General features: G+C 35.7%; 18 protein-coding genes. 9 read left to right on the top strand and 9 right to left on the bottom strand.

The features are described 5' to 3' along the window. Positions 1-52: 52 nt before the first annotated feature. Together OL233_RS05315 and OL233_RS05310 are read left to right on the top strand one after the other, a co-directional pair. The gene (locus tag OL233_RS05315) at positions 53-748 is read left to right on the top strand and encodes a response regulator transcription factor (protein ID WP_275471329.1); all 696 of its coding nucleotides are present in this window, start codon (positions 53-55) and stop codon (positions 746-748) included. After that, positions 738-2,888, top strand: coding sequence for a sensor histidine kinase (locus OL233_RS05310; RefSeq protein WP_275471328.1), 2,151 nt, complete (start codon positions 738-740; stop codon positions 2,886-2,888). The genes OL233_RS05315 and OL233_RS05310 overlap by 11 nt, the downstream gene beginning before the upstream one ends. Before the next feature lie 31 nt (positions 2,889-2,919). Here OL233_RS05310 and OL233_RS05305 read toward each other — a convergent pair whose 3' ends face one another. The 4 genes from OL233_RS05305 to OL233_RS05290 form a co-directional block, all read right to left on the bottom strand. Next, positions 2,920-3,774: a DegV family protein gene (locus OL233_RS05305; RefSeq protein WP_275471327.1), complete on the bottom strand. Its 855-nt coding sequence runs from the start codon at positions 3,772-3,774 to the stop codon at positions 2,920-2,922. A gap of 3 nt (positions 3,775-3,777) precedes the next feature. Continuing rightward, a complete protein-coding gene (locus OL233_RS05300) occupies positions 3,778-4,326 on the bottom strand; it encodes a DUF1836 domain-containing protein (protein ID WP_275471326.1) in 549 nt (182 codons plus the stop codon). A 118-nt stretch (positions 4,327-4,444) separates the two neighbouring features. Continuing rightward, the gene (locus tag OL233_RS05295; protein ID WP_126831748.1) at positions 4,445-4,651 is read right to left on the bottom strand and encodes a hypothetical protein; all 207 of its coding nucleotides are present in this window, start codon (positions 4,649-4,651) and stop codon (positions 4,445-4,447) included. Between the two features lie 170 nt (positions 4,652-4,821). After that, positions 4,822-5,502: a response regulator transcription factor gene (locus OL233_RS05290; protein WP_275471325.1), complete on the bottom strand. Its 681-nt coding sequence runs from the start codon at positions 5,500-5,502 to the stop codon at positions 4,822-4,824. A 259-nt stretch (positions 5,503-5,761) separates the two neighbouring features. On the opposite strand from OL233_RS05290, the gene OL233_RS05285 reads away from it, so the two are divergent. The 5 genes from OL233_RS05285 to OL233_RS05265 all read left to right on the top strand — a co-directional run bounded on the left by OL233_RS05285 (position 5,762) and on the right by OL233_RS05265 (position 13,147). Continuing rightward, the gene (locus OL233_RS05285; protein ID WP_275471324.1) at positions 5,762-7,360 is read left to right on the top strand and encodes a peptidoglycan DD-metalloendopeptidase family protein; all 1,599 of its coding nucleotides are present in this window, start codon (positions 5,762-5,764) and stop codon (positions 7,358-7,360) included. A 162-nt stretch (positions 7,361-7,522) separates the two neighbouring features. After that, on the top strand, positions 7,523-8,857 hold the full coding sequence (locus tag OL233_RS05280; RefSeq protein WP_275471323.1) for a serine hydrolase: 1,335 nt from the start codon (positions 7,523-7,525) through the stop codon (positions 8,855-8,857). 184 nt (positions 8,858-9,041) lie between these two features. Then, positions 9,042-11,654, top strand: a complete 2,613-nt coding sequence (ppdK, locus tag OL233_RS05275) for a pyruvate, phosphate dikinase (RefSeq protein ID WP_275471322.1) — start codon at positions 9,042-9,044, stop codon at positions 11,652-11,654. A 63-nt stretch (positions 11,655-11,717) separates the two neighbouring features. After that, positions 11,718-12,344 (top strand): CBS domain-containing protein, encoded by a 627-nt coding sequence (locus OL233_RS05270; RefSeq protein ID WP_275471321.1) that lies wholly within the window; start codon positions 11,718-11,720, stop codon positions 12,342-12,344. Then, the gene (locus OL233_RS05265; protein ID WP_275471453.1) at positions 12,341-13,147 is read left to right on the top strand and encodes a pyruvate, water dikinase regulatory protein; all 807 of its coding nucleotides are present in this window, start codon (positions 12,341-12,343) and stop codon (positions 13,145-13,147) included. Before OL233_RS05270 ends, OL233_RS05265 begins: the two co-directional genes overlap by 4 nt. Positions 13,148-13,182: 35 nt before the next feature. Here the strand turns inward: OL233_RS05265 and asnA are convergent, their stop codons facing one another. After that, positions 13,183-14,187 carry an aspartate--ammonia ligase gene (gene asnA / locus OL233_RS05260; protein WP_275471452.1) on the bottom strand — a complete coding sequence of 335 codons (1,005 nt, stop codon included), beginning with the start codon at positions 14,185-14,187 and terminating at the stop codon, positions 13,183-13,185. 409 nt (positions 14,188-14,596) lie between these two features. Between asnA and OL233_RS05255 the strand changes: the two genes are divergently transcribed. Further along, positions 14,597-15,712 carry an alanine dehydrogenase gene (locus OL233_RS05255; protein WP_275471320.1) on the top strand — a complete coding sequence of 372 codons (1,116 nt, stop codon included), beginning with the start codon at positions 14,597-14,599 and terminating at the stop codon, positions 15,710-15,712. Positions 15,713-15,757: 45 nt separating this feature from the next. Here the strand turns inward: OL233_RS05255 and OL233_RS05250 are convergent, their stop codons facing one another. After that, positions 15,758-17,701 (bottom strand): bifunctional metallophosphatase/5'-nucleotidase, encoded by a 1,944-nt coding sequence (locus tag OL233_RS05250; protein WP_275471319.1) that lies wholly within the window; start codon positions 17,699-17,701, stop codon positions 15,758-15,760. A 193-nt stretch (positions 17,702-17,894) separates the two neighbouring features. Here OL233_RS05250 and OL233_RS05245 point away from each other — a divergent pair, with 193 nt between their 5' ends. Next, positions 17,895-18,113, top strand: a complete 219-nt coding sequence (locus OL233_RS05245) for a hypothetical protein (RefSeq protein WP_275471318.1) — start codon at positions 17,895-17,897, stop codon at positions 18,111-18,113. A 245-nt stretch (positions 18,114-18,358) separates the two neighbouring features. Here the strand turns inward: OL233_RS05245 and OL233_RS05240 are convergent, their stop codons facing one another. The 3 genes from OL233_RS05240 to OL233_RS05230 form a co-directional block, all read right to left on the bottom strand. After that, on the bottom strand, positions 18,359-18,787 hold the full coding sequence (locus OL233_RS05240; RefSeq protein ID WP_275471317.1) for a MarR family winged helix-turn-helix transcriptional regulator: 429 nt from the start codon (positions 18,785-18,787) through the stop codon (positions 18,359-18,361). A gap of 82 nt (positions 18,788-18,869) precedes the next feature. After that, the gene (locus OL233_RS05235) at positions 18,870-19,364 is read right to left on the bottom strand and encodes a hypothetical protein (protein ID WP_275471316.1); all 495 of its coding nucleotides are present in this window, start codon (positions 19,362-19,364) and stop codon (positions 18,870-18,872) included. A gap of 3 nt (positions 19,365-19,367) precedes the next feature. Further along, positions 19,368-20,807: a helix-turn-helix domain-containing protein gene (locus OL233_RS05230; protein ID WP_275471315.1), complete on the bottom strand. Its 1,440-nt coding sequence runs from the start codon at positions 20,805-20,807 to the stop codon at positions 19,368-19,370. Positions 20,808-20,875 lie beyond the last annotated feature (68 nt).

Raw genomic sequence — 20,875 nt, 5'->3', positions numbered from 1 at the left:
CAAGGACTTTAGCGATTGGGTATAATGAGAGAAAAGGTCTGGAGGGGTTAGTGTGACAAATACAATATTAGTGGTCGATGATGATAAAGAAATCAGACAGGCTGTTAGAATATATCTTGAACAAAAAAAATATACGGTTGTTGAAGCAGTAGACGGTTTAGATGCACTAAAAAAATTAGAGGAGACAATGGTTCACCTTATTATTTTAGATGTTATGATGCCTAGATTAGATGGTATTGCAACAATGCAAAAAATTCGAGAATCTAAAAATGTCCCAATCTTGATGTTAAGTGCTAAAAATGAGGAAGTTGATAAAGTGATGGGCTTAACGAATGGTGCGGATGATTATTTGAGTAAACCGTTTAGCCCACTCGAATTATTGGCTCGTGTTGAATCTTTGTTACGACGTTATCTATCTTTAGGTGAATTTGAAACGACTCAAAATGCCGATATCCTGGAAGTGAATGGCTTAATACTTGACAGAGTAGCAAAAAAAGTCATGGTAGAAGGCCAAAACGTAAAATTAACTCGAACAGAGTTTAAAATTACAGAGCTTCTAATGATGCAGCCAGGTCGAGTGTATTCAATCGATGAGATTTATGAAACAGTTTGGCAGGAACCCAGCTTTAATTCTGATAATACAGTCTCTGTTCATATTCGTAAAATTAGAGAAAAGATAGAAGTAAATCCTAAAAACCCTAAATATCTAAAAGTAGTGTGGGGGGTAGGTTATAAAATTGAAAAATAGAGGACTTGCTCTTACTTTAGCAGTCATCCTAGTAGCCATTACATCCATTTGGTTTAAGACGATGGGGGCGGTAATATCAAACAAAAATAGTCAGTTTGATCAGTTAACCGTAGAAAGAGAATTAAGTGATGTGTATGTCTATAATTATTTAGAAAGCTATGATAAGAATAAGATTGAGTCTTCAGATATAAGTGAAGCAGAAATAGAGGAGTATCGGTATCGTTTTGGTAATCTAGGAACACAGGTCGTAGATATTACAGAACAGTATCGAAGTAGTATTGCGCAAGCAAAGCGAGATAAGTCTCCTCAAAAAGAAGCGGCCTTAATAGAAGAACGGGATCAAAAGATCTCTGCAGTAGTAGATAACTACAGAGATGAAGGTAAAGTAAGAAAAAAAATTGTAAAAGAATACAATCAAGAAATTATAGATAATAAAGATAAAATAGTGAGGGACTATACTCCCCTAATTAAAACAATCAAAGAAAAGTATTGGTATTATTTAGTGGATGCTGAAGGCAATGTTTATAAGAATAAAGAGTTCAGCAAAGTTAATATGTCAGAGGAAAATATTTATGAATATTTAAAAAAAGAAACAGTAGCTAAACCAATAGAAATTGATATGGCAATAGAAGCCCCACAAGTTTTGACATACACTTGGAGAGCTTCTGCATCAGGCCATTCGTTACGTGGTGTTGTCGCAATTGCTAAGGGATCAGAGTTAGAAAAGGATTACCTTAGAGAAGCTCAAAAAATAAAAAATCAACGCATGTCATTTAGTGGAAGTTTAGTATTACTTATTATAGGGGCTATTATTGGTTATTTTTATTTGAAAAGTCCTAATAGATCAAGATTAGTGACAATGTGTAATAAAATTCCACTCGACAGTCGAGTGTTCGTACTTATTTTTACGTTAGGTTTGTTTGTCTTTGTGACTCGCTTAGGGACACTCCGGTATTTTCCAGTAGGCATTCTAATCCTAATCATTATGTTTTCTTTACTATTAAGTATAGCCATTATATTTTTGGTTAAAAGCAGTTATTTAAGTTTGGAAAAGCTAAGTCGTAATCATCAAGTCAAAGCATTTTTAAAAGAAACATGGCCGGTTAAGATAGTAGGGCTATGTATGGAAATGATTCGTAAATTGCCAATCTTTTTACAAGTGCTGGGAGCGGTCTGCATAGTAGTAGGAATTAGTTTTAATATGGCAACAGTCTTTTTGCAGTTTTATAGTGATACCCAAATTAGTTGGTTGATTACATTAGCAATAGGGGGAAGTTTACTTGTTATATTTACGCTGTTAATGTGGCGTAGAGAAGTCAGAATTGACCAACTAAAAGGTGAGTTAAACAAAGTTTTAGCCGCCTACAGTGATAATGTAGATCAAAGTCATACAACAGCTGATATGTTATTAGATATGGATGAATTAAAAGCTGTTATCTCACAAGTTACCGCTAATAGCAGACAATCAGAAGCACTTAAAACAGAACTCTTAACAAATGTGAGCCATGATTTAAGAACGCCTCTAACTTCCATTATTTCGTATGGTGATTTGTTAACCAAAGATAATTTAACAGAAAAAGAACGATTAGAGTACACAGAGATTATTAATCGAAATGCTGATCGTATGAAAAAATTAATTAATGACTTATTTGATGTCACTAAATTAAATAATGGTGAAATAAGGTTAAGCAAACAGACTGTGAATATGGGGCAATTACTAGAACAATCTGTAGCTGAATATGAAGAAGAATTGGAAAAAAAAGAATTGAAATTAATCGTGACAAAACCATCTGAACCTATACTAGTTTCGGTGGATGGAGATAAGATGTGGCGAGTGATTGATAATTTGATGGGGAATATTATTAAATACAGTTTACCTCATACAAGAGTTTATCTCCGTTTAGAGGAATTACCAGATAGAGTTAGCATACAATTGAAAAACATTTCAAAATATGAGTTAAATGAGAATGCGCAACAATTAGTTGAGCGCTTCACTCGTGGTGATTCTGCTAGACAAACAGAAGGTTCAGGTTTAGGTTTGGCAATTGTTAACGCAATTGTGTTACTTCATGGAGGTAAATTAGATATCGTTGTAGATGGTGATATGTTTAAAATAACCATATTATTACCAAAAGATTAAAAAAAACTCCCTAATAGTTAGGGAGTTTTTTTTAATCACGTTTCATAATAGCAAAGCCGACGCCATCAGGACCGACATGAACACCTAAGGCAGGTGTAACTTGGTCGAATAAGAAAATATTACTATGTGGAAGACGCTCTTTAATTGTTGCCATCAAGGCTTTAGCATCTTCTGGACAATTAGAATGTGCAACACCAATATCATAAAGTGTACTAGATGCGACAAATTTTTCAGCATCTTGAATCATTTTTTCTAAGCTACGTTTACGGCCACGGGCTTTTGTAACAGTATGATAGACACCTTCTTCATTACAAGAGATAACGGGATGAAGGTTTAGAGCGTGTCCAATAACAGAAGAGACAAGTCCGATACGGCCACCTTTTTTCAAATACTCTAAGGTTGGTAAGCTGAAGTAAACTTTGGCATTTGGAATATTGGCATTTAAGCGTGATTCAATTGTGGCTAGGTCTAAACCGCTATCAATTAATTCTTTGGCATAGACACCTTGAAGCGCAGCCCCCATTGTAATATTTTTAGTATCAATCATCGCTGTTTCTAGTTGTGGAAAATGTTCTAAATTAAGTTTTAGCGCATTGTATGTGCCACTTAAACCAGTTGAGATAGTTAAAACAATAGCTTGAGTGTAGCCATCAGCAAGTATTTGCTCTACGATTGCATGAATTGTATTTCCATCAGGTAGCGATGTAGATGGAATTTCCGTATCTAATCGTGCATAAATTTCATCAGAAGTAATCGTAACATTGTCAATATAAGTCGCATCTTTGTAAATAATATTTAAAGGGACTTCATAAATCCCAGCTTGATTTGAAATATCTTTTGGTAAATCTACTCCAGAGTCTACTAGTAAGGCGATAGAATTTTTCATAGGTCAGTTATCCTCAGTTTCTGTATGTTTAGTGGGTATACGATCAATCGTATGTTCGGCTATAAGCTTAGCAACAAGTGAAATTGTTGCCATTTGTATAGGTAAATAATTAGTATTTACAAGGGGCATTTCCAACTTAACTAGATTGTCAACAACTAGAAATTGTTGTATCGTATCTTCCATTTGTTGGCAAAATTGATCGTAATTAATACGGTAATCAACACCGTCACCTTGTTGGGTTGCTATCCCTTTTTGAATGATAGACATATCAAAGGATTGCTTTAGAGTTGTAATGATAATTAATTTGGCAAGATGTCTACGGTCATATTTTTTTTTCTCAGGTGGTAAAATCCATTTTTTTTTGACGTAGTTATTGATCATTGCAGATGTAATTAAATGTTGATTGCTTGAACCTAATTTAAAAGGAAGAGTATAACGTTCAACCAAAGTTACAAGTTGATCCATATAAATAGGGATATCAGGTAACTCGTGCCAACGAGGCAAATGTATACTATTAAGATTGGTTTGCCAATGAATATCTGAATCGGACATGTAAATGATCTCCTTGATTATTTTATCTAGTTTCCAAAACTATATCATAAGGTTTTGGAAAAAACAATAGAAAAAAGGGCTTCCTAATGGAAGCCCTTTTTTTCTCATAATGGGTGGATTATTTGCCGAAAAGACCTTTAACTTTGTCTAACATACCTTCAGCATTATGTAATGCTTCACCAGCATTTTCACCTAATAAACCTGTAAGATCATGGATTTTATCTCCAATATCTTCTTTGTGCTCTTCGATGAACGCTTTAGCGTCTTCTAATTTACCATCATTTAACATTTCTTTAGCTTTTGCTACTAATTCTTCTGGTTTCATAACTAGTCATCTCCTTCAATAAGATAAGAAAATAATATCACGATATATTAGCACTGTGCAATATAAAACAATCTATTATTAAAACTTAACTATCAATTTGGTTAGAAAAGTACACAAAACGATAGTTAGTAATGGATATGGAACTGAAAATAGAGTTCTGTAAATGTTTCTTAATTGAAAAATGTATCAAGTGGACCAAACCGATACCCACTTCCATGGACCGTAATAATATAACGTGGTTCTTTAGGATTAGGTTCGATTTTCTTTCTAAGATCTTTAATATGAGAATCAATAATGCGATCATGTCCATCGAAATCAATCCCTTTCACCTGATCAAGTAATTCGCTTCTAGAGAAATATTTTGTAGGATTACCAGCTAAAGTGAGTAGTAATAAGTATTCTGAATGTGTAAGAGTCACCTCTTTACCTTGAATAAAGACTTGTCGTGATGATGGGGTGATACAAAGGGTTCCTTCATCAAAGAGCAGAATATCAGAATGTGAGCTATTACCTTGATGTTTCATTGTTTTATTTATTCGAGCCAATAATTCTTGGTAACGAATAGGTTTTGAAAGGTAATCATCGGCTCCAGAAGACAAACCAGCCACAACATTAGTTTCGTCGTTAAAAGTACTAACAATAATAAGTGGCATTTGATAGGTGGTTGTAAGTTCCTCAATATAGTAGTAGTCATTTCCTTCAGAGGAGAGAGGATCGATTAAAAGTAAATCTATTTGATTAGTAGAAATAAGTTCTGTCAGCTGGCTTTTAGAATCAGCTAGGAATACCGTGTAGTTTTGTGACTCTAAAAAAGATTTTAATTTTTTAGAATCATCTACGTCATTATCCAATAAAATAATCTTCATATTAAACGTCCTTTCTAATGAAATTCAGTATGATAAGCCCATAATATCATAGCTTTACTATTTTTTACAAAAGCAAGGATATCTAAATTACTCTAAAATTATCAAATGTTATCGTTATATTTCAATCGTTACGATTCCGATATTTGGGCTTATCTCCATAAAATCTACACATCTATAAGGTATCGTATGAGGGTAGGTAAAGCTCATATTAATAAGAGTTAAAATAAAGGAGAACACAACAACTATGAAGAAGAGTTTAATTTTAGCACTAACAGTTATTACAATGGGTGTATCAAGTCCATTAGTTAGTTTAGCAGATAGTATTGATGATAAAATCCAAGCAGCAGATAACAAAATTGATGCGATTACAAAGGATAAAGCTGAAGCAGATGCTTATCTGGGGTCATTAGAGTCCGATATTTCACAATTAGAAGCGGAGTATGACGCGACATTAGCAGAGAAAGTTTCAAATGAGGAAAAATTAAATAAGATTAACGATAAAGTAAGTGTATTGAAAGAAAAAATTGAAAAACGTAAAGTTCAAATTGAAAAGCAAGCACGTAATGCTCAATTGAATGCCAATGAATCCCCACTGATTTATATCTTAACTAATTCGGAATCATTGACGGATGCTATTACTAAAGGACTGGCAATGACTAAATTAGTTTCAACAAATAATGATGTTATGGCTACACAAAAGAAAGATAAAGAGAAGCTCGTTGTACTACAAGATGAAATGGCAGAAAAAATTGAGGTCATTACAGAAAAGACAAATGAATTAGCAGCTAACAAAGAGTCTTTATTGGAAGCAAAATTAGAGCAAGCAGTCAAAATTAATGAAATTGGTGCGGCTTTAGCGACAGAAAAGGCTGAGAAATCTAAATTTGTTAAAGAAAAGAAAAAAGCAGAAGCACGTCGTAAGGCTGAATTGAAACGTTTAGCAGAAGAGAAAAAATTACAAGAGAAGTTACAAAAGCAAGCTGAAGAAGAGCAAGCACGTCAAGCGGTGATTGCGAAAGAACAAGCAGCGAAAGAGCAAGAAACTAGAATTAAAGCAGAACAAGAAGCTAGAGCTAAGGCAGAACAAGAGCAAGCGGCTAAAGAACAGGCTCAAAAAGAACAAGACGCACAACAAGTAGTTGAAGAAACTCAAGTTACAGAAGCAACAACAGAAACACAAGAAGAAACTCAGGTTACAGAAGCAACAACAGAAACACAAGAAGGAACTCAAGTTACAGAAACAACAACAGAAGCAACAACAGAAACACAAGAGGAAACTCAAGTTACAGAAGCAACGAAAGAAACACAAGAAGAAGTACAAACAGAGGCGACAACAGAAACACAAGAAGAAACAGTTACAGAAACGGAAGTGGTAGAACAAACGCAAGAAGAACCACAACCAGAAGTTGAAAAAGAAGAAGTCGCAACACCACCGGCGACAGGATCAGGTTGGGCATCGCCACTATCAGGTGCTTTAATCGTGACTAGCCCGTTTGGTTACCGTCAAGATCCGAATGGTGTATCAGGTAATGGACATGATGGAATAGACCTAGCGGGTTCACATGGCACGCCGATTTTAGCAGCTAAGTCAGGAACTGTGGCACAATCAGGTTTTGATCCTTCGGCAGGTAATTATATTATTATTGATCATGGTGATGGTTACTATTCTTACTACATGCATATGAGTAGTCTGATTGCAGGAGCCGGTCAAAGTGTCTCTACTGGTCAAACCATTGGTTTAATGGGCACAACTGGAAATTCAACAGGTGTTCACTTACACTTTGGTGTAGCAACAGGTATTTGGAGTGGATTTGTAAATCCAGCACCTCTATTAGGTATTTAATAAAAAATCTAGACAGATAAGCTGTCTAGATTTTTTTGTTTACTAAAAACATCAAAAAATGGACAGGAAATTGCAAAAAGTAGTTGATAGAATTGATAAAATGCTACAATAGTAAAGTAATATAAGAAGATTACTATCAAAGAAAAGCATAGAGGTAAAATAATGCGTTGTAGAAAATGTCATAATGAAGTTGAAACAGGAAAAATTGTGTGTGGAAATTGTCGTAAAAAGACACCTTCAAGAAAAAAAAGTAAATCTAAAAGACGAGTAACTAGAAGAAATGAACGATTAGAAAAAAATGGAGTAGAAATAATTCCAAAAGTTGAAGCTACAATTTCGAATTCTGAAGAAAAGAATGTCCAACTTAAGGGTAGCCAAGAGCAGACCGAGGTAGTTAAAGACATACAAATTCAAAAAAATGTGGATGAACCCATTAAAAAAGTGAAAAATAGAAAGATAGTACTGTTTAAAGGCCTATTATTATTTTTATTTGGTGTAGCTATCGGGATTATTGGAACGATTAATATGAGTCAAAAGCATGCTGGGGAAAAGATAGCTGTTACTGTGGAAACCATAGAGGCATCTAATGAGACTGAACAAACAGAATCGCTTTTAAAGACGAGTATGGAACAGACTAAGGTATCCCAAAAAGAAGAGGATATACACGAGACTGAGGAAAAAGAAGTTAAGAAAAAAAAGGGTTCAAGTTTTATGAAAGAGTTACCCAATAAAATTGTTGAAAATGTTAAGGGATTAAAAGGATATTATAGTTATTACTTACATGATCTTTCTGAACCTAATGGAGTAAGTGGAAGTAGTAAGAAGATGTTATCGGCAAGTACGATTAAACTTTTTATTTTGGAAAATGCATTTTTTCAAGTGAAGGCTGATAAGTTAGTGTTAGATGAGCCGTATGAATTGTTAGAGGAAGATAAAGTTCCTGGAACGGGTGATATACAGAATGCTGAAGAAGGGACTGTGTATACAACTGAAGAGTTATTGAATTTAATGATTATTGATAGTGACAATACAGCAACTAATGTTATAATCGACCGTTTAGGTGGAATTGAAGAAATATCAGATTATATTTTAGACAGAGGATATAGAGACACTATCCTTGCTCGAAAAATGGGGGATACAACAGCTATTAGTGAAGGAAAAGATAATTACACATCGGTTGATGATGTGGGGGAGTTAATGACCAAATTAGCAGAAAAAAAATTAATAGGTGAAGAAGAAGATAGGCAAATGCTAGAGATATTATCTAAAGGTAAAAATCATGATAAACTTGCAAATTCTATTTCTGATAAAATGAAAATATACTGTAAATCGGGGGAATATAGTGATTTCGGTGTCCAAAATGATACATTATTAGTTGAAGGTCCGGAAGGAAGTTATATTTTAACAGTTATGTCTGAGAATGGTGATGAATCTGAACAAATTTCTATCTTGCAAACCATTGGAAAAGAGGCATATGAGTTGATGTTAAAAAGATAATATAAATTTAAAAGAGCCTCTTGGGGCTCTTTTTTTCGTCCAGAATAGGAAGGATATAAAAAAAGTTATATAATACGTCTTGAATATATATAAGACGTATTATATAATCAACCCATACAAATGATACGTCTTATATAAAATAAAACATCTTAATAAAATTCATAACTTGGAGGTTATACTAATCATGACAAAACGTATTTACGATTTTTCAGAAGGTACTGGTGAAATGAGAAAGTTGCTTGGGGGAAAGGGTGCTAATCTAGCAGAAATGTCTCGTTTGGGATTACCTGTACCAACTGGTTTCACCATAACCACTCCTACATGTATTAATTATTTAGAAAATAATGAAAGCGTTTCTCAACTATGGTCAGAGTTAGATGGTGCTATAGAACGGTTAGAACAGCGAACTGGTAAGCATTTTGATGATCCGACTAATTTACTATTAGTATCAGTTAGAAGTGGGTCACAGTTTTCGATGCCTGGTATGATGGATACAATTTTAAATTTAGGTTTGAGTGATGAGACAGTAGAGGGATTTGCTGAATTAACAGGTGATGCACACTTTGCTTATGATTGTTATCGTCGTCTACTTCAAATGTTTGGTGAAGTGGTCTATGCTATTCCAAAGATTAAATTTGATAATATTATTGCGAGGCAAGAAGAGCAATCTAAAAAAAATGTGACAGATTTTTCGTTAACAGAACTAAAAACTATCATTACTAAATTTCATAAACTTTACGAGGAACACGGGTTAGTCTTCCCGCAAACGGCAACTGAGCAATTGAGAATTGCGGTAACAGCTATTTTTGAATCATGGAATAATAAACGCGCGATGACATACAGAGAGTTACATAACATAGATCATAATCTAGGGACAGCCGTTAATGTCCAGAGTATGGTCTTCGGAAATAGTGGTGAAGAGAGTGGGACAGGCGTTGTTTTTTCTCGAAATCCATCAGATGGTGAGAATGAATTATTCGGCGAATTTTTGATTAATGCTCAAGGGGAAGATGTGGTTGCTGGTATCAGAACACCACAACCGATTGCATCTTTAGCGGAAGAAATGCCTAACATGTATCATGAATTGAAAAAATTAGTTGAGCAATTAGAAACGCACTACCATGACATGCAAGATATTGAGTTTACAATAGAAGATAATCGTTTGTATTTACTGCAAACACGTAATGGCAAACGAACAAATCAGGCGGCATTAAGAATTGCAGTGGAGATGGCAGAAGAGCGTCTGATCACAAAAGAAGAGGCCTTATTGAAAGTAACCCCTGATATGGTTAACTCAACATTGCATGATGTTTTTTCCGAAGAGAGTAAGGCAAGAGCAACGCTATTTTCTAAAGGGTTAGGTGCTAGTCCAGGGGCAGCAAGCGGAAAAATTTGTTTTGATTCAGAAGCAGCAAAAGCTCTTCATTTAGCAGGTGATCCTGTTATTTTAGTTCGAAATGAAACGTCACCAGATGATATTGAAGGTATGATTACCAGTCAAGCGATTGTAACGAATCACGGAGGGATGACCTCTCATGCAGCAGTTGTTGCTAGAGGTATGGGGACGTGTTGTGTCACAGGGTGTGGCAATCTAGTGATTGATGAGGAAGCCGGAACGGTTTCGGTAGATCGTGTGACCTTAGAAGAAGGTGACTGGGTTTCTGTTGACGGAACGTCAGGTGTCATTTACCTGGGTGTATTAGAAAAAGAAAGCATTACAACCAATCATCATCTGACAACGTTGTTGGAGTGGGCAGATACAGTATCAGATTTAAAAGTAAGAGCCAATGCTGAAACGCCGCAAGATTTACAAACAGCGATGGACTTCGGTGCAGTGGGTGTCGGCTTAGCTCGTACGGAGCACATGTTTTTCAAGAAAGAGCGCCTACAAGAAATTCGTAAAGTAGTCCTAACAGAAGATGAGGCAGAAAAACAAGAAGCTTTAGAAAAATTATTAGATTATCAACGTTCAGATTTTGAGAAAATGTACCATATCGTGAGAGAAAAACCGATGGTCATTCGTCTATTAGATCCACCGTTGCATGAATTTTTACCCTCAAGTTCAAAAGAAATTGAAGTTTTAGCGAAAGAAATTGAGTGGGATGTTTCCAAATTAACAAATCGTATCCATAGCCTAGAAGAAACAAATCCAATGCTAGGGCATCGCGGTTGTCGTTTAGGCGTGACATTACCAGAATTATATCAAGTTCAAGTTAAAGCGATTATCTTAAGCGCGATGACATTGCGTCGTAAAGGGGTACCTGTTGTTCCTGAAATCATGATTCCCTTGGTTGCGGAGAAGGAAGAGTTGTCACAAATTAAAGCACAATTAATTAAGGTGATAGATGATGTGATGGGACGTGAAAAATGCCCATTCCCTTATGAAATTGGGACAATGATTGAGTTGCCTCGTGCTTGCTTGATCGCAGATGACTTAGCAAAAGAAGCAGATTTCTTTAGCTTCGGAACAAATGATTTAACCCAAATGACATATGGTTTCTCTAGAGATGATGCCACTAAATTCTTATCAGAGTATCTTGAAAAAGGGATTATTTCCCATGACCCATTCCAAACGATTGATGAACATGGTGTCGGGGAGTTAATTAAATTAGCTGTGGCCAGAGGGCGTAGTATTAAACCGGATATGGTGATTGGCGTCTGTGGCGAATTAGGAGGTGACCCAACATCGATTAAATTCTTCCAATCAATAGGATTGGATTATGTGTCATGTTCGCCGTTTAGAGTACCGCTTGCACGTCTAACAGCAGCACAAGTAGGACTAATGGCAAACGAGTAGTCGATTGCCCAAAAGAGCTGGCTGTACTATAATTGAGTCAGACTAAAGAGACGGTGGATGATCATGAAATTAACAGAAAGACAACAAACTATTATAAAGATTGTTAAAGATAATCAACCGATCACAGGAGATAGAATTGCCAAACAATTAGGATTGACAAAGCCGACCTTACGTAGTGATTTATCCGTGCTCACTATGACAGGAATGCTTGATGCCAAACCTAAAGTAGGTTATTACTTAGCTGACAGCCCTGTAGATCCGTTGTTATTTGAAGAAGTCTATCAAAAGAAAATAGCGGAAGTGATGACACCTGCTGTATGTATCTCTCAAGCGACAACAGTAGGAGATGCGATTACCTCTTTATTTATGTATGATGTGGGAACGTTGTACGTAACGGAGAACGATGAATTAGTCGGTGTTATTTCACGAAAAGATTTACTTAGAACGATGGTAAGTTCAGGTGATCAGACCTTACCTGTGGCGATTGCAATGACCCGTGTTCCGAAAGTAGTAGCGGTGACAGCGGACCAAACGATTCTTGAAACAGCAGATTTACTGATGAGAAGTCAGGTTGATTCATTACCAGTCGTGGCAGCAGATAATAATTACAAGGTCATAGGTAAAATAACAAAGACGATTGTCGTCAAACATTTTGTAGACGAAGGTCATAGATCGAAAGGACTTAGATAGAGATGTCAAATGAAATTACAATTTATATCATGTCAGATTCAATCGGTGAAACGATACAAAAAAATATCAACGCGGTGTTAGCTCAATTTTCGAGTGTTGAGAAAAAGAATGTTCGTCGTTTTTCTTTTATTAATTCGAAAGAAGAGCTGAGAAGCATCTTGGAAGAAGCGGTAAGCGAGCAAGCAATCGTTGCCACAACATTTGTGAGCAAGGACTTAAATCTATTTGCAGCTGAATTTTCTAAAGAAAATCAGTTAGAGTATGTTGATTTTATGAGCCCGCTATTAGAGATGATTAGCCGTCAAACAGGAGTTGAGCCAGAAGAAAAACCAGGTTCTATTTACCGTATGAACGAACGTTATTTTAAGCAAGTAGAAGCAGTAGAATTTGCAGTTCGTTATGATGATGGGAAGGAACCCCAAGGATTCTTAAAATCTGATATTGTTATCTTAGGTATTTCTAGAACGTCTAAGACACCTTTAAGTATGTACCTTGCAAATAAGTCGTATAAAGTGTCGAATTTGCCTTTAATACCAGAGGTTGCTCTGCCCGATGTCTTGCATCAGGTGCCAAGTGAAAAAATTGTAGGGTTAATTGCAGAACCGGTTTATATCCAAAAAATCCGTCAAAGTAGAGCTGACTCAATGGGGTTAACAGGGAAAAATACTTATGTTGACCTTGCTCGTATTACTGAAGAAATTGCGTATGCTAGACGTGTCTATGAACAGCTAGGCGCAACTATTATTAATATAGATAACAAAGCTATCGAAGAAACGGCTTCATTAATTGAAGCTCTATTATAAAAAAAGCCAAAGGACACCAGTCCTTTGGCTTTTTTCTATAATAAGGTTAAACGATTATGACACGCTGTTAAAGTTTCCTCGTCCCATAGAGAAACTTGAACCTCACCAATATGTACTTTTCCGAGAAGTAATAAACATAACCTACTTTGTCCGATACCTCCTCCGATAGTCAACGGCAATGTACTAGCGGCGATTTGTTGATGAAAATCATAGCGCATACGGTCCTCTGCCTGTGCTTGTTTTAATTGGTAGGCAAGGGAAGTCTCGTCAACTCGTATACCCATACTAGACAGTTCAACGGAACATTCAAGAGGTTCATGCCAAAAGAGCAAATCACCATTGAGAGCCCAATCATCATAGTCAGGTGCGCGATGATCATGAGGATGACCGCTTTTTAAAGCCTCTCCAATTTGGGTAATAAATGTTGTGTGATGTTCTTTGACAAAAGCGTGTTCTCTTTCTTTAGGAGTTAAATCTGGATAAAGCTCCTCTAGTTCTTGACTTGTAATAAAGGTAACTGACGTTTCAATATGTGTCTGTAAAGCAGGATACCTTGTTCGCAATCGACTAGCGGTTTCGGCAATCGCGTTGACAAGACTTTGGACGACCTCCTGTAGGTAAGCAGTGTTCCGCTGGTCTGCAGTAATAACCCGTTCCCAGTCCCATTGGTCAACGTAAAGAGAATGAAGGTTGTCGAGTTCTTCGTCACGTCTAATGGCGTTCATATCCGCATATAAACCATTTCCTACGTGGAAGTCATACTTTTTAAGAGCCATTCGTTTCCATTTGGCTAGTGAATGAACGACTTCACCCTGGTCTTCTAAAGAAGGAATATCGAAACGGACGGGACGTTCACTGCCACTTAAATTATCATTAAGCCCAGACTTTTCATTAACGAAAAGTGGGGCAGATACGCGCTTTAATTTCAGGCTTCCGCTTAGTGCTTCTTCAAACCATTTTTTGATAAAGCCAATAGCTGTTTGTGTGTCATAAATGTCTAGAATAGGAGAATAGTTGTCAGGAATAATTGTCTTGCTAATGGTACTCACACTTCTTTCTAATTTAATTTTAATCTATTTTAGCATAAAACAGACAAAATCGTAACATGTAACAAAAAAACTATTAAAAAAAGACCGATATAATAAAGAAACTGTCAAGTATTGCGATACTTACTACAGCTATAAACGACCCACCAAAGATATTTTTTTACAGAGGGATAGGGATTAATAGTGAGTCCCATTTTTTATTTGAATAATCGAGAAGGTGGGTTCTTGCGACTTGGTATCATACCATTTTTAAAATTGTTTTTAAGGATTAGATTAGGTGTTGTCCAAAATTAAGCGTATACTCGTGGTAATAAGAGGGAGGTTGTTTTAAGGTTGTCAGTAGTTGTCACGGAATAAGATATTGGGTAAGCAACTCCTTTAGTCACGGAATAGGGTAATAAAAATGAAAATAGGTATTTTAAAAGAAACCAAAGATGGAGAGCAACGAGTAGCATGTACACCACAGTCTGCTTTAATTCTTATTGAGGCAGAGCATGACATTTATGTCCAAAGTGAAGCAGGTTTAGGAAGTGGCTTTACAGATGGAGAGTACGAAAAAGTAGGAGCTGTTATTTGCCAAAATGCTGAGCAAGTCTATAAAGAGAGTATCCTTATTTATAAAGTAAAAGAAATTGAAAAACGTGATTATTCTTATTTAAAAGAGCATCATATTATTTTGAGCTTCTTACATACGAATAGCAATGAATCAGAGATGAGGGCACTTATAGCAAGTAAGTGCTTGGCCATAGCATACGAAGATATTACAGATGAAACGGGTGAGTTTCCTATTTTAAAACCGATGAGTGAGTTGGCGGGGAAAGTCGCTTTTATTGAAGGACTATCTCAACTCCAAACGATACATGGTGGTGTTGGAGTTTTACTTAATTCAATTTTAGGGTTGCCAACGCCTCGAGTTGTTGTCATTGGACCAGGACATGCCGGTCGAGCTGCTGCTGAATTAGCTGCGTCTTTCGGCAATCATGTCATCCTTTTAGGGAGAGGATTGGCAAATTTAGAAAAAGCTCAACAGCTTTTACCTAAAACAACGGAATTGTTATACGCAACCAAAGACACGGTACGAAATGCTTGTTTGGAAGCTGATTTGATTATCAATTGTGTATTGTGGCCCAAAAATAGAGAGGGGCATTTGATTGAAGAATCCGATTTAAAGGAACTGAAACCGGGGTGTCTTATTGTGGATGTTTCGTGTGATGAAGGGGGAGCAATTGAAACAAGTTATGCAACAACCATTTCTAACCCTACCTATGAAGTGGCTGGTATTCGACATTATTGTGTAGATAATTTGCCAGCTTTATATGGAAGAACGGCAACCCTAGTGTTAAGTAATGCAACCCTTCCGTATGTGTTAGAGTTAGCAAATAAAGGTGGCAAGAAAGCATTAAGTGATAATCCTCATTTAAGACAAGGAGTGTCAACTTATAAAGGAAAAGTGACACTGATGGAAACCGCGAGAAAGCATAGTATGGAATACTATTCGATAGTAGACATGTTAAATTAAAAAAGGTAGCAAGTAAGGTTTGAAACTTACTTGCTACCTTTTTATTTATTTTTTCAACGCTTCAGCGACCTTAGTGTAGAGTTCGCCAGTTGTTTCGCATGATTTAAAGTCATCAGGATTTAGCTTAGCTTTATCAGCAATAGCTTTAATGTCATCTGAAGTAGGTTTCTTTTTAATATTAATTGATTCAATATTAGTTACAACGCCATCATCCGAACTTGGTAAACTAATAATACCCTCGTTCATTAATTTTACAACAGCGTCTCGTCCTTCTTGATTTTTATCAAGGCCAATAACATCCCAGTTATGGAGCATTTTACCCTCGTATGTTCGGTTTACGACTTCATCAAGATAGCGTGCACATAGTTGTTGGATACGTCCATCAACCTCACCAAAATTCTCTTCGTCAGTCGTACTATAGATTTCTTTAAAGTCGCGGCCAACTAAAGGACCGTCTTCTGATTGTAAGAACTTCATACGGTAAGCATTCATCCCAACTTTGATAGAGGTATCGTCTTTAATAGGTGTACCATCTAATTTAGTTAAATTTTTAATTCGTTTTTTAGCGGGTTCACGTAAGTCGATATCATATTTTATTCCGTGGAAGCGATCGTTAGTATTGTATTTACTTGTTCGACGTTCTTTATCGAAACTAATCGTAACATCGCCATCTTCAAGCGTATTATAGTAACCAGCAGCCCATTCCATATAGTCTTTTAAGTCTTTACCTGTTACGTCATAAACAGTGACTTCACCACCAGCGTAGCGGTAATTTTTAGCAATATCTTTTTTACGGATATCGCCAACATTTAATTTAGGTGAATCCGTGTCGATTTGGAATGCAACCACATCAGCGTCTTGACTGTAATGTTGCATAACTTCACCAAGGAAATTATGGAGAGGTGTTTCTTGAATTTGGACTTGAGGAATCCCTTTAATTTCATTTTCAGGAACAAGATCCATTCCAATTAGTTTTCCTAATTCAGTGTTAGCGTCCTTTCGTGCTTTCTCATGAGAGTCAGCTAATAGTTGAGTGATTTTTTTATCTTCCTCATAGTCAGCGACTTTAATCGCTGATCCTTTTTTCTCTTTGGTTTTGAAGCCATCTTTATCTTTTTCTAGTGTTAAATCAACACGTGAAACATAGCGACCGTATTTATCAGGTTCGACAATTAGCACATCATTGATGAATTCTTCTTCAACTAAGGTATGCATATGACCGGCGAAGATAACATCTAGTTCAGGAATTTGCTTAGCCATATCGGCTACACCTGTATTTTCAACGTTATTTTCATTTTCAATTCCCATATGGACAACCGCAACTAAGATATCTGCTTTTTCTTTAATCTCTTTGATTGTTTTAATGGTTTCTTTTACAGGATCAGTTAGTTTTTTACCATCAAAAATATCAGTGTCTTCTTTAAATTCAGCAACCATAGGTGTAGTCATTCCGATAAAGCCAACTTTTACGCCATCACGTTCAATAATTTTATAGGGTGCAAAGTAGGGTGTGTCATCTTCTAGTTGAACATTTCCGGCTAGAACAGCCCCATCAAATTGTTTTGTTATATTATCTAATACATCAAAGCCGTAATCGAATTCATGGTTTCCCATTGTCCAAATATCGTATTTTAAAGCTTTTAGTGATTCAGTTGCAGGATGTGGGTCATCTTTTTGAAAGAGTTCTGCGGAGTTGTCTTGGATTAAATCTCCTGCGTCTACCAGCAACATATTAGGATCTTCTTTTCTTACTTCATTTACAATGGTACTGATCTGAGCAAAACTACCATCCGTATTAGCGACATCTGTTGCATAATCCCAAGGCATGTAGCGACCGTGGATGTCAGAAGTTCCTAAAATCGTTAATTTTTTTTCAGTGGCTCCAGTTTCTTCCTTTGATGCTTTATCCTCATCTTTTTTTGTAGAACAACCTGTTAATATTAGCGTGCATGTTAATACGATTGCTAGTGATACATATCTTTTTTTCATCTTGCTCCCCCTTTAGAATTGATAACAAATCAAATTGTAAGCGTTTTTATAGGTATTTTCAACCTTTATTAGACAATGTGTTAAAAATAGTCTAAAAAGAGGTCGTTTGTTGCAAGAGTTAGGATAACTTTTTTGAAAGCGTTATATTAAGTTGGTTTGATTAGAGGTATAATTAATTAAAGGAGGTATTATTATGCCAGAAATTGTAAGAGCACCTGATAACTACCGCTCATCAAGTATTATGGAAACTATTGTATTGCCATCAGATAAAGCAGCTGAGAGTAAGCAAGCTGCACAAGCTATAATGAATGCGCAACGTGAAAAAAATAAGAATCTGATAGAGATAGATGATTCAAAAGAGAAAAAACGAAAAGGTCGTCGTAAAGAACAGGATCAACACGAAAAAGAATAAAGGACGTGAGTAGATGGATGTTAGAATAGAAAAAACAATACGGTCGGTATGGCTAGCTGTGTTAGGTTGGGGAGTAGTTACTTTGGTTCTCCCTTATTTACTCTTTGCTCTTCAAAGAGTGATGTTTCTTAACCTTTTATTAGATCTCAATTTGTGGAAGTCAGGTATTTTAATAGTATTAGCGAGCTATAATTTGAAAATTTGGAAGTAAAAAAGAAGACTTGCCCCACGGCAAGTCTTCTTTTTTATTTTAGAACGGTATTAAGCTTTGTTAATAAATTTAATAAGTTGTTATAGTCAATGCTGGGGTCTTTTTCGCTCACCTGTGCATAGATTTTTTCTGCGATAAGAGGTAATTCTTTTTTTAGTTTTTTTCCTTCATCAGTTAGTTCCAGAACCATAACACGTTCATCTTCGTTAGAGCGTATCCGTGTTACCAGTTGTTGTTTTTCTAATTTTTTTAGAAGAGGACTTAGTGTTCCTGAGTCTAAAAAGAGCTGATCACCTAACGTACGGACAGACATACCTTCTTCAATTGCAAGCATGGCAATAAATCCAGTATAAGTTAATTGATAAGGATCTAATAACGGTTTATACAACCGAATAATCTCCTTTGACGCAACATAAAGCTGAAAACAAATACTTTGATCAAGTGTTTTTTCTTCTGATGACATAGTTTCGCTCCTAGTTTTAAATATAGCCTCAGTGTAAAGAAAATAAAAATTAAAGTCAAATATAATCGAATGGGGACCGCTGTTATCGGTTGATTGATTGAGACGTAACACCCATCCAATTTCCTAGATAAGAATGTTGAGCTGAGTCAGAACCCGAAAGCCATTGCTCTTCTTGATTAAGAATAAGCACCTCACCAGTAGGAAAGTCTGAAGTGATCACCTGTTTTTCTTCTTCATCTGATTTCGACTGCTTTTGTCTAGTCGATTGCTTATTTTTAATAGGGGGAAGGATAGCCGGGGCCACCTCCAGAGGGACTGGGAGTGCTGATGATTCATTATTATTATGTACAGGTTTATCAGGAAGAAGGGGTGCCTCCTGTTTCGTGAGCGCTATTGGGTCAGGTACAATAGGTTCTGAAATAATGGGAGTTGACCTCAGATTATCATTTATCTGAGGTGTATCGGCACTCCCTTCGATAACGACAGTCACTTCATCTTGATCTAGTGTTATACCATAGGTTTGTTGAGCAAAACTTAATAAAGCTAGACTGGAAATTAAAAGTGTAGTACGTTTCATTTATTACATCCCCTTTCTAATATCAATTAAAGTATCCCCAAATAAGCGCCAATCGTTTATAGAAGGTGGATCTTTCCAAATAATTTGAGGTATATTAATTTGATAATTGGCAAAATCTGAGACATACAAGTTAGTATTTGCAGTTACTTCGTCATCAAAAATGACTTTAAGAGCATCGAAAGCGCTAATTTTATTTTTGATATGCTTTGAGTAAGTCATACTCCTAGAGAAATCGACACAAATATGTAGCGGTGACTGAAAAGCGTTATTAGGAACATACGTCACAATTAAAAATAACAAGTCATAAAAAAGAGAGAATGCTTCTGGAGACAATTCAGACTGACCAGTTCGAGAGAGAATAAACTCACTAATAAGTTGACTTTCTGAGACGTAAAGTTCAGTAAATTGTTGGTTAATAAGGTCGTTATTAAAACTATCAGTATAATAATTAAACAGATTATACTTCAAAAATGAAGCAGAAGTTTCTTGAAGTAATTTAGCTTCACATAATTGAAACTCTTCCTCAGAGTTGCAAGCCTTTCTCATGTGTGAGATAAAATCAGATGTTTGAGCTATAAGTTGAGGAGACATAGTAAAACCATCTAATATGTTAAGGTCGGTTAGTAAAGATTCTGATAATAGGAATTCAATTAAATATAATACTTCTATATGAGTTTTTTGTTCGGATAATGCAGGGAAAAGTTGTTTGAACGTCAAAGTTAGGATAGAGTATAAACGATCAGAAGAACGACTTATTCCTTTTTTAAAAGTGAGTGAATCAGCTTGTTCAATCACGAACCCTTGTTTGATACGTATTAATGATACTGAAATAAAGTATTCCAGTTTTAATTTCATGCTGTATGAGGAAGGGAAATTCAGTTGTTTAATTAAAGCATGTGTCAAAAGATGCGCTGATTTTAATACAGAATTATTAAAAGGTGATTCAATTCCTTTAAAGAAAAAAAGCAACATCTCAAAGGTTTTTAAGCGAATATGCCGTTCTGAACCTATAAGTTTTTGGTTATGAATCTTAATAGCAAAAGGCTCTAGCTGTTTGTTAAGTTTTTTGATTAGTTTATAGGCACTTGCTTGGCTTATACCTATTTCTTTGATTTTGAGTGGGAAATTATGCTCACCCTTGTTAAAAAACATATAAATTTCAAATAATGGTGATAGCTTTAGGTAATAAAGCTTAAACTTATTAATTAATTCGTTATTAATACCATAAGCCGTTACATTTTTATTCGGTAACAGCTTGATGGCCCCTGAGCTAAAATTTGAAAGTTCATCAGAAAGCTCTTCTGTGATATTACTTGTTTTAAAAGTAGATAAGTTTAATAGTTCCTCTAATTGCCAAAGAGGAATTAGAGTATCATTATTATTTTCGAAAAAATCAAGTAAAGTTAGTTTATCTTGCTCGTTTTGAGTGAGTAAATTTAGCATAGTATCATCCCCGAATAGTTTATATTAACCCGAATAGTTTATATAAAGTAGTATACTATATTAATAGG

The sequence above is a fragment of the Vagococcus proximus genome (assembly GCF_029143285.1).
In the GTDB taxonomy this organism is placed as follows: domain Bacteria; phylum Bacillota; class Bacilli; order Lactobacillales; family Vagococcaceae; genus Vagococcus_D; species Vagococcus_D proximus.
The sequence above is the reverse complement of the archived record's forward strand: the minus strand, read 5'-3'. Positions and strand labels throughout refer to the sequence as shown.

Bases quoted from the DNA above. Each gene is read 5' to 3' on its own strand.
- ppdK (WP_275471322.1), top strand. From the start codon at position 9,042: ATGACAAAACGTATTTACGATTTTTCAGAAGGTACTGGTGAAATGAGA.
- OL233_RS05235 (WP_275471316.1), bottom strand. From the start codon at position 19,364: ATGAAACGTACTACACTTTTAATTTCCAGTCTAGCTTTATTAAGTTTT.
- OL233_RS05270 (WP_275471321.1), top strand. From the start codon at position 11,718: ATGAAATTAACAGAAAGACAACAAACTATTATAAAGATTGTTAAAGAT.
- OL233_RS05240 (WP_275471317.1), bottom strand. From the start codon at position 18,787: ATGTCATCAGAAGAAAAAACACTTGATCAAAGTATTTGTTTTCAGCTT.
- OL233_RS05285 (WP_275471324.1), top strand. From the start codon at position 5,762: ATGAAGAAGAGTTTAATTTTAGCACTAACAGTTATTACAATGGGTGTA.
- OL233_RS05250 (WP_275471319.1), bottom strand. From the start codon at position 17,701: ATGAAAAAAAGATATGTATCACTAGCAATCGTATTAACATGCACGCTA.
- OL233_RS05280 (WP_275471323.1), top strand. From the start codon at position 7,523: ATGCGTTGTAGAAAATGTCATAATGAAGTTGAAACAGGAAAAATTGTG.
- OL233_RS05245 (WP_275471318.1), top strand. From the start codon at position 17,895: ATGCCAGAAATTGTAAGAGCACCTGATAACTACCGCTCATCAAGTATT.
- OL233_RS05300 (WP_275471326.1), bottom strand. From the start codon at position 4,326: ATGTCCGATTCAGATATTCATTGGCAAACCAATCTTAATAGTATACAT.
- OL233_RS05305 (WP_275471327.1), bottom strand. From the start codon at position 3,774: ATGAAAAATTCTATCGCCTTACTAGTAGACTCTGGAGTAGATTTACCA.
- OL233_RS05230 (WP_275471315.1), bottom strand. From the start codon at position 20,807: ATGCTAAATTTACTCACTCAAAACGAGCAAGATAAACTAACTTTACTT.
- OL233_RS05255 (WP_275471320.1), top strand. From the start codon at position 14,597: ATGAAAATAGGTATTTTAAAAGAAACCAAAGATGGAGAGCAACGAGTA.
- OL233_RS05295 (WP_126831748.1), bottom strand. From the start codon at position 4,651: ATGAAACCAGAAGAATTAGTAGCAAAAGCTAAAGAAATGTTAAATGAT.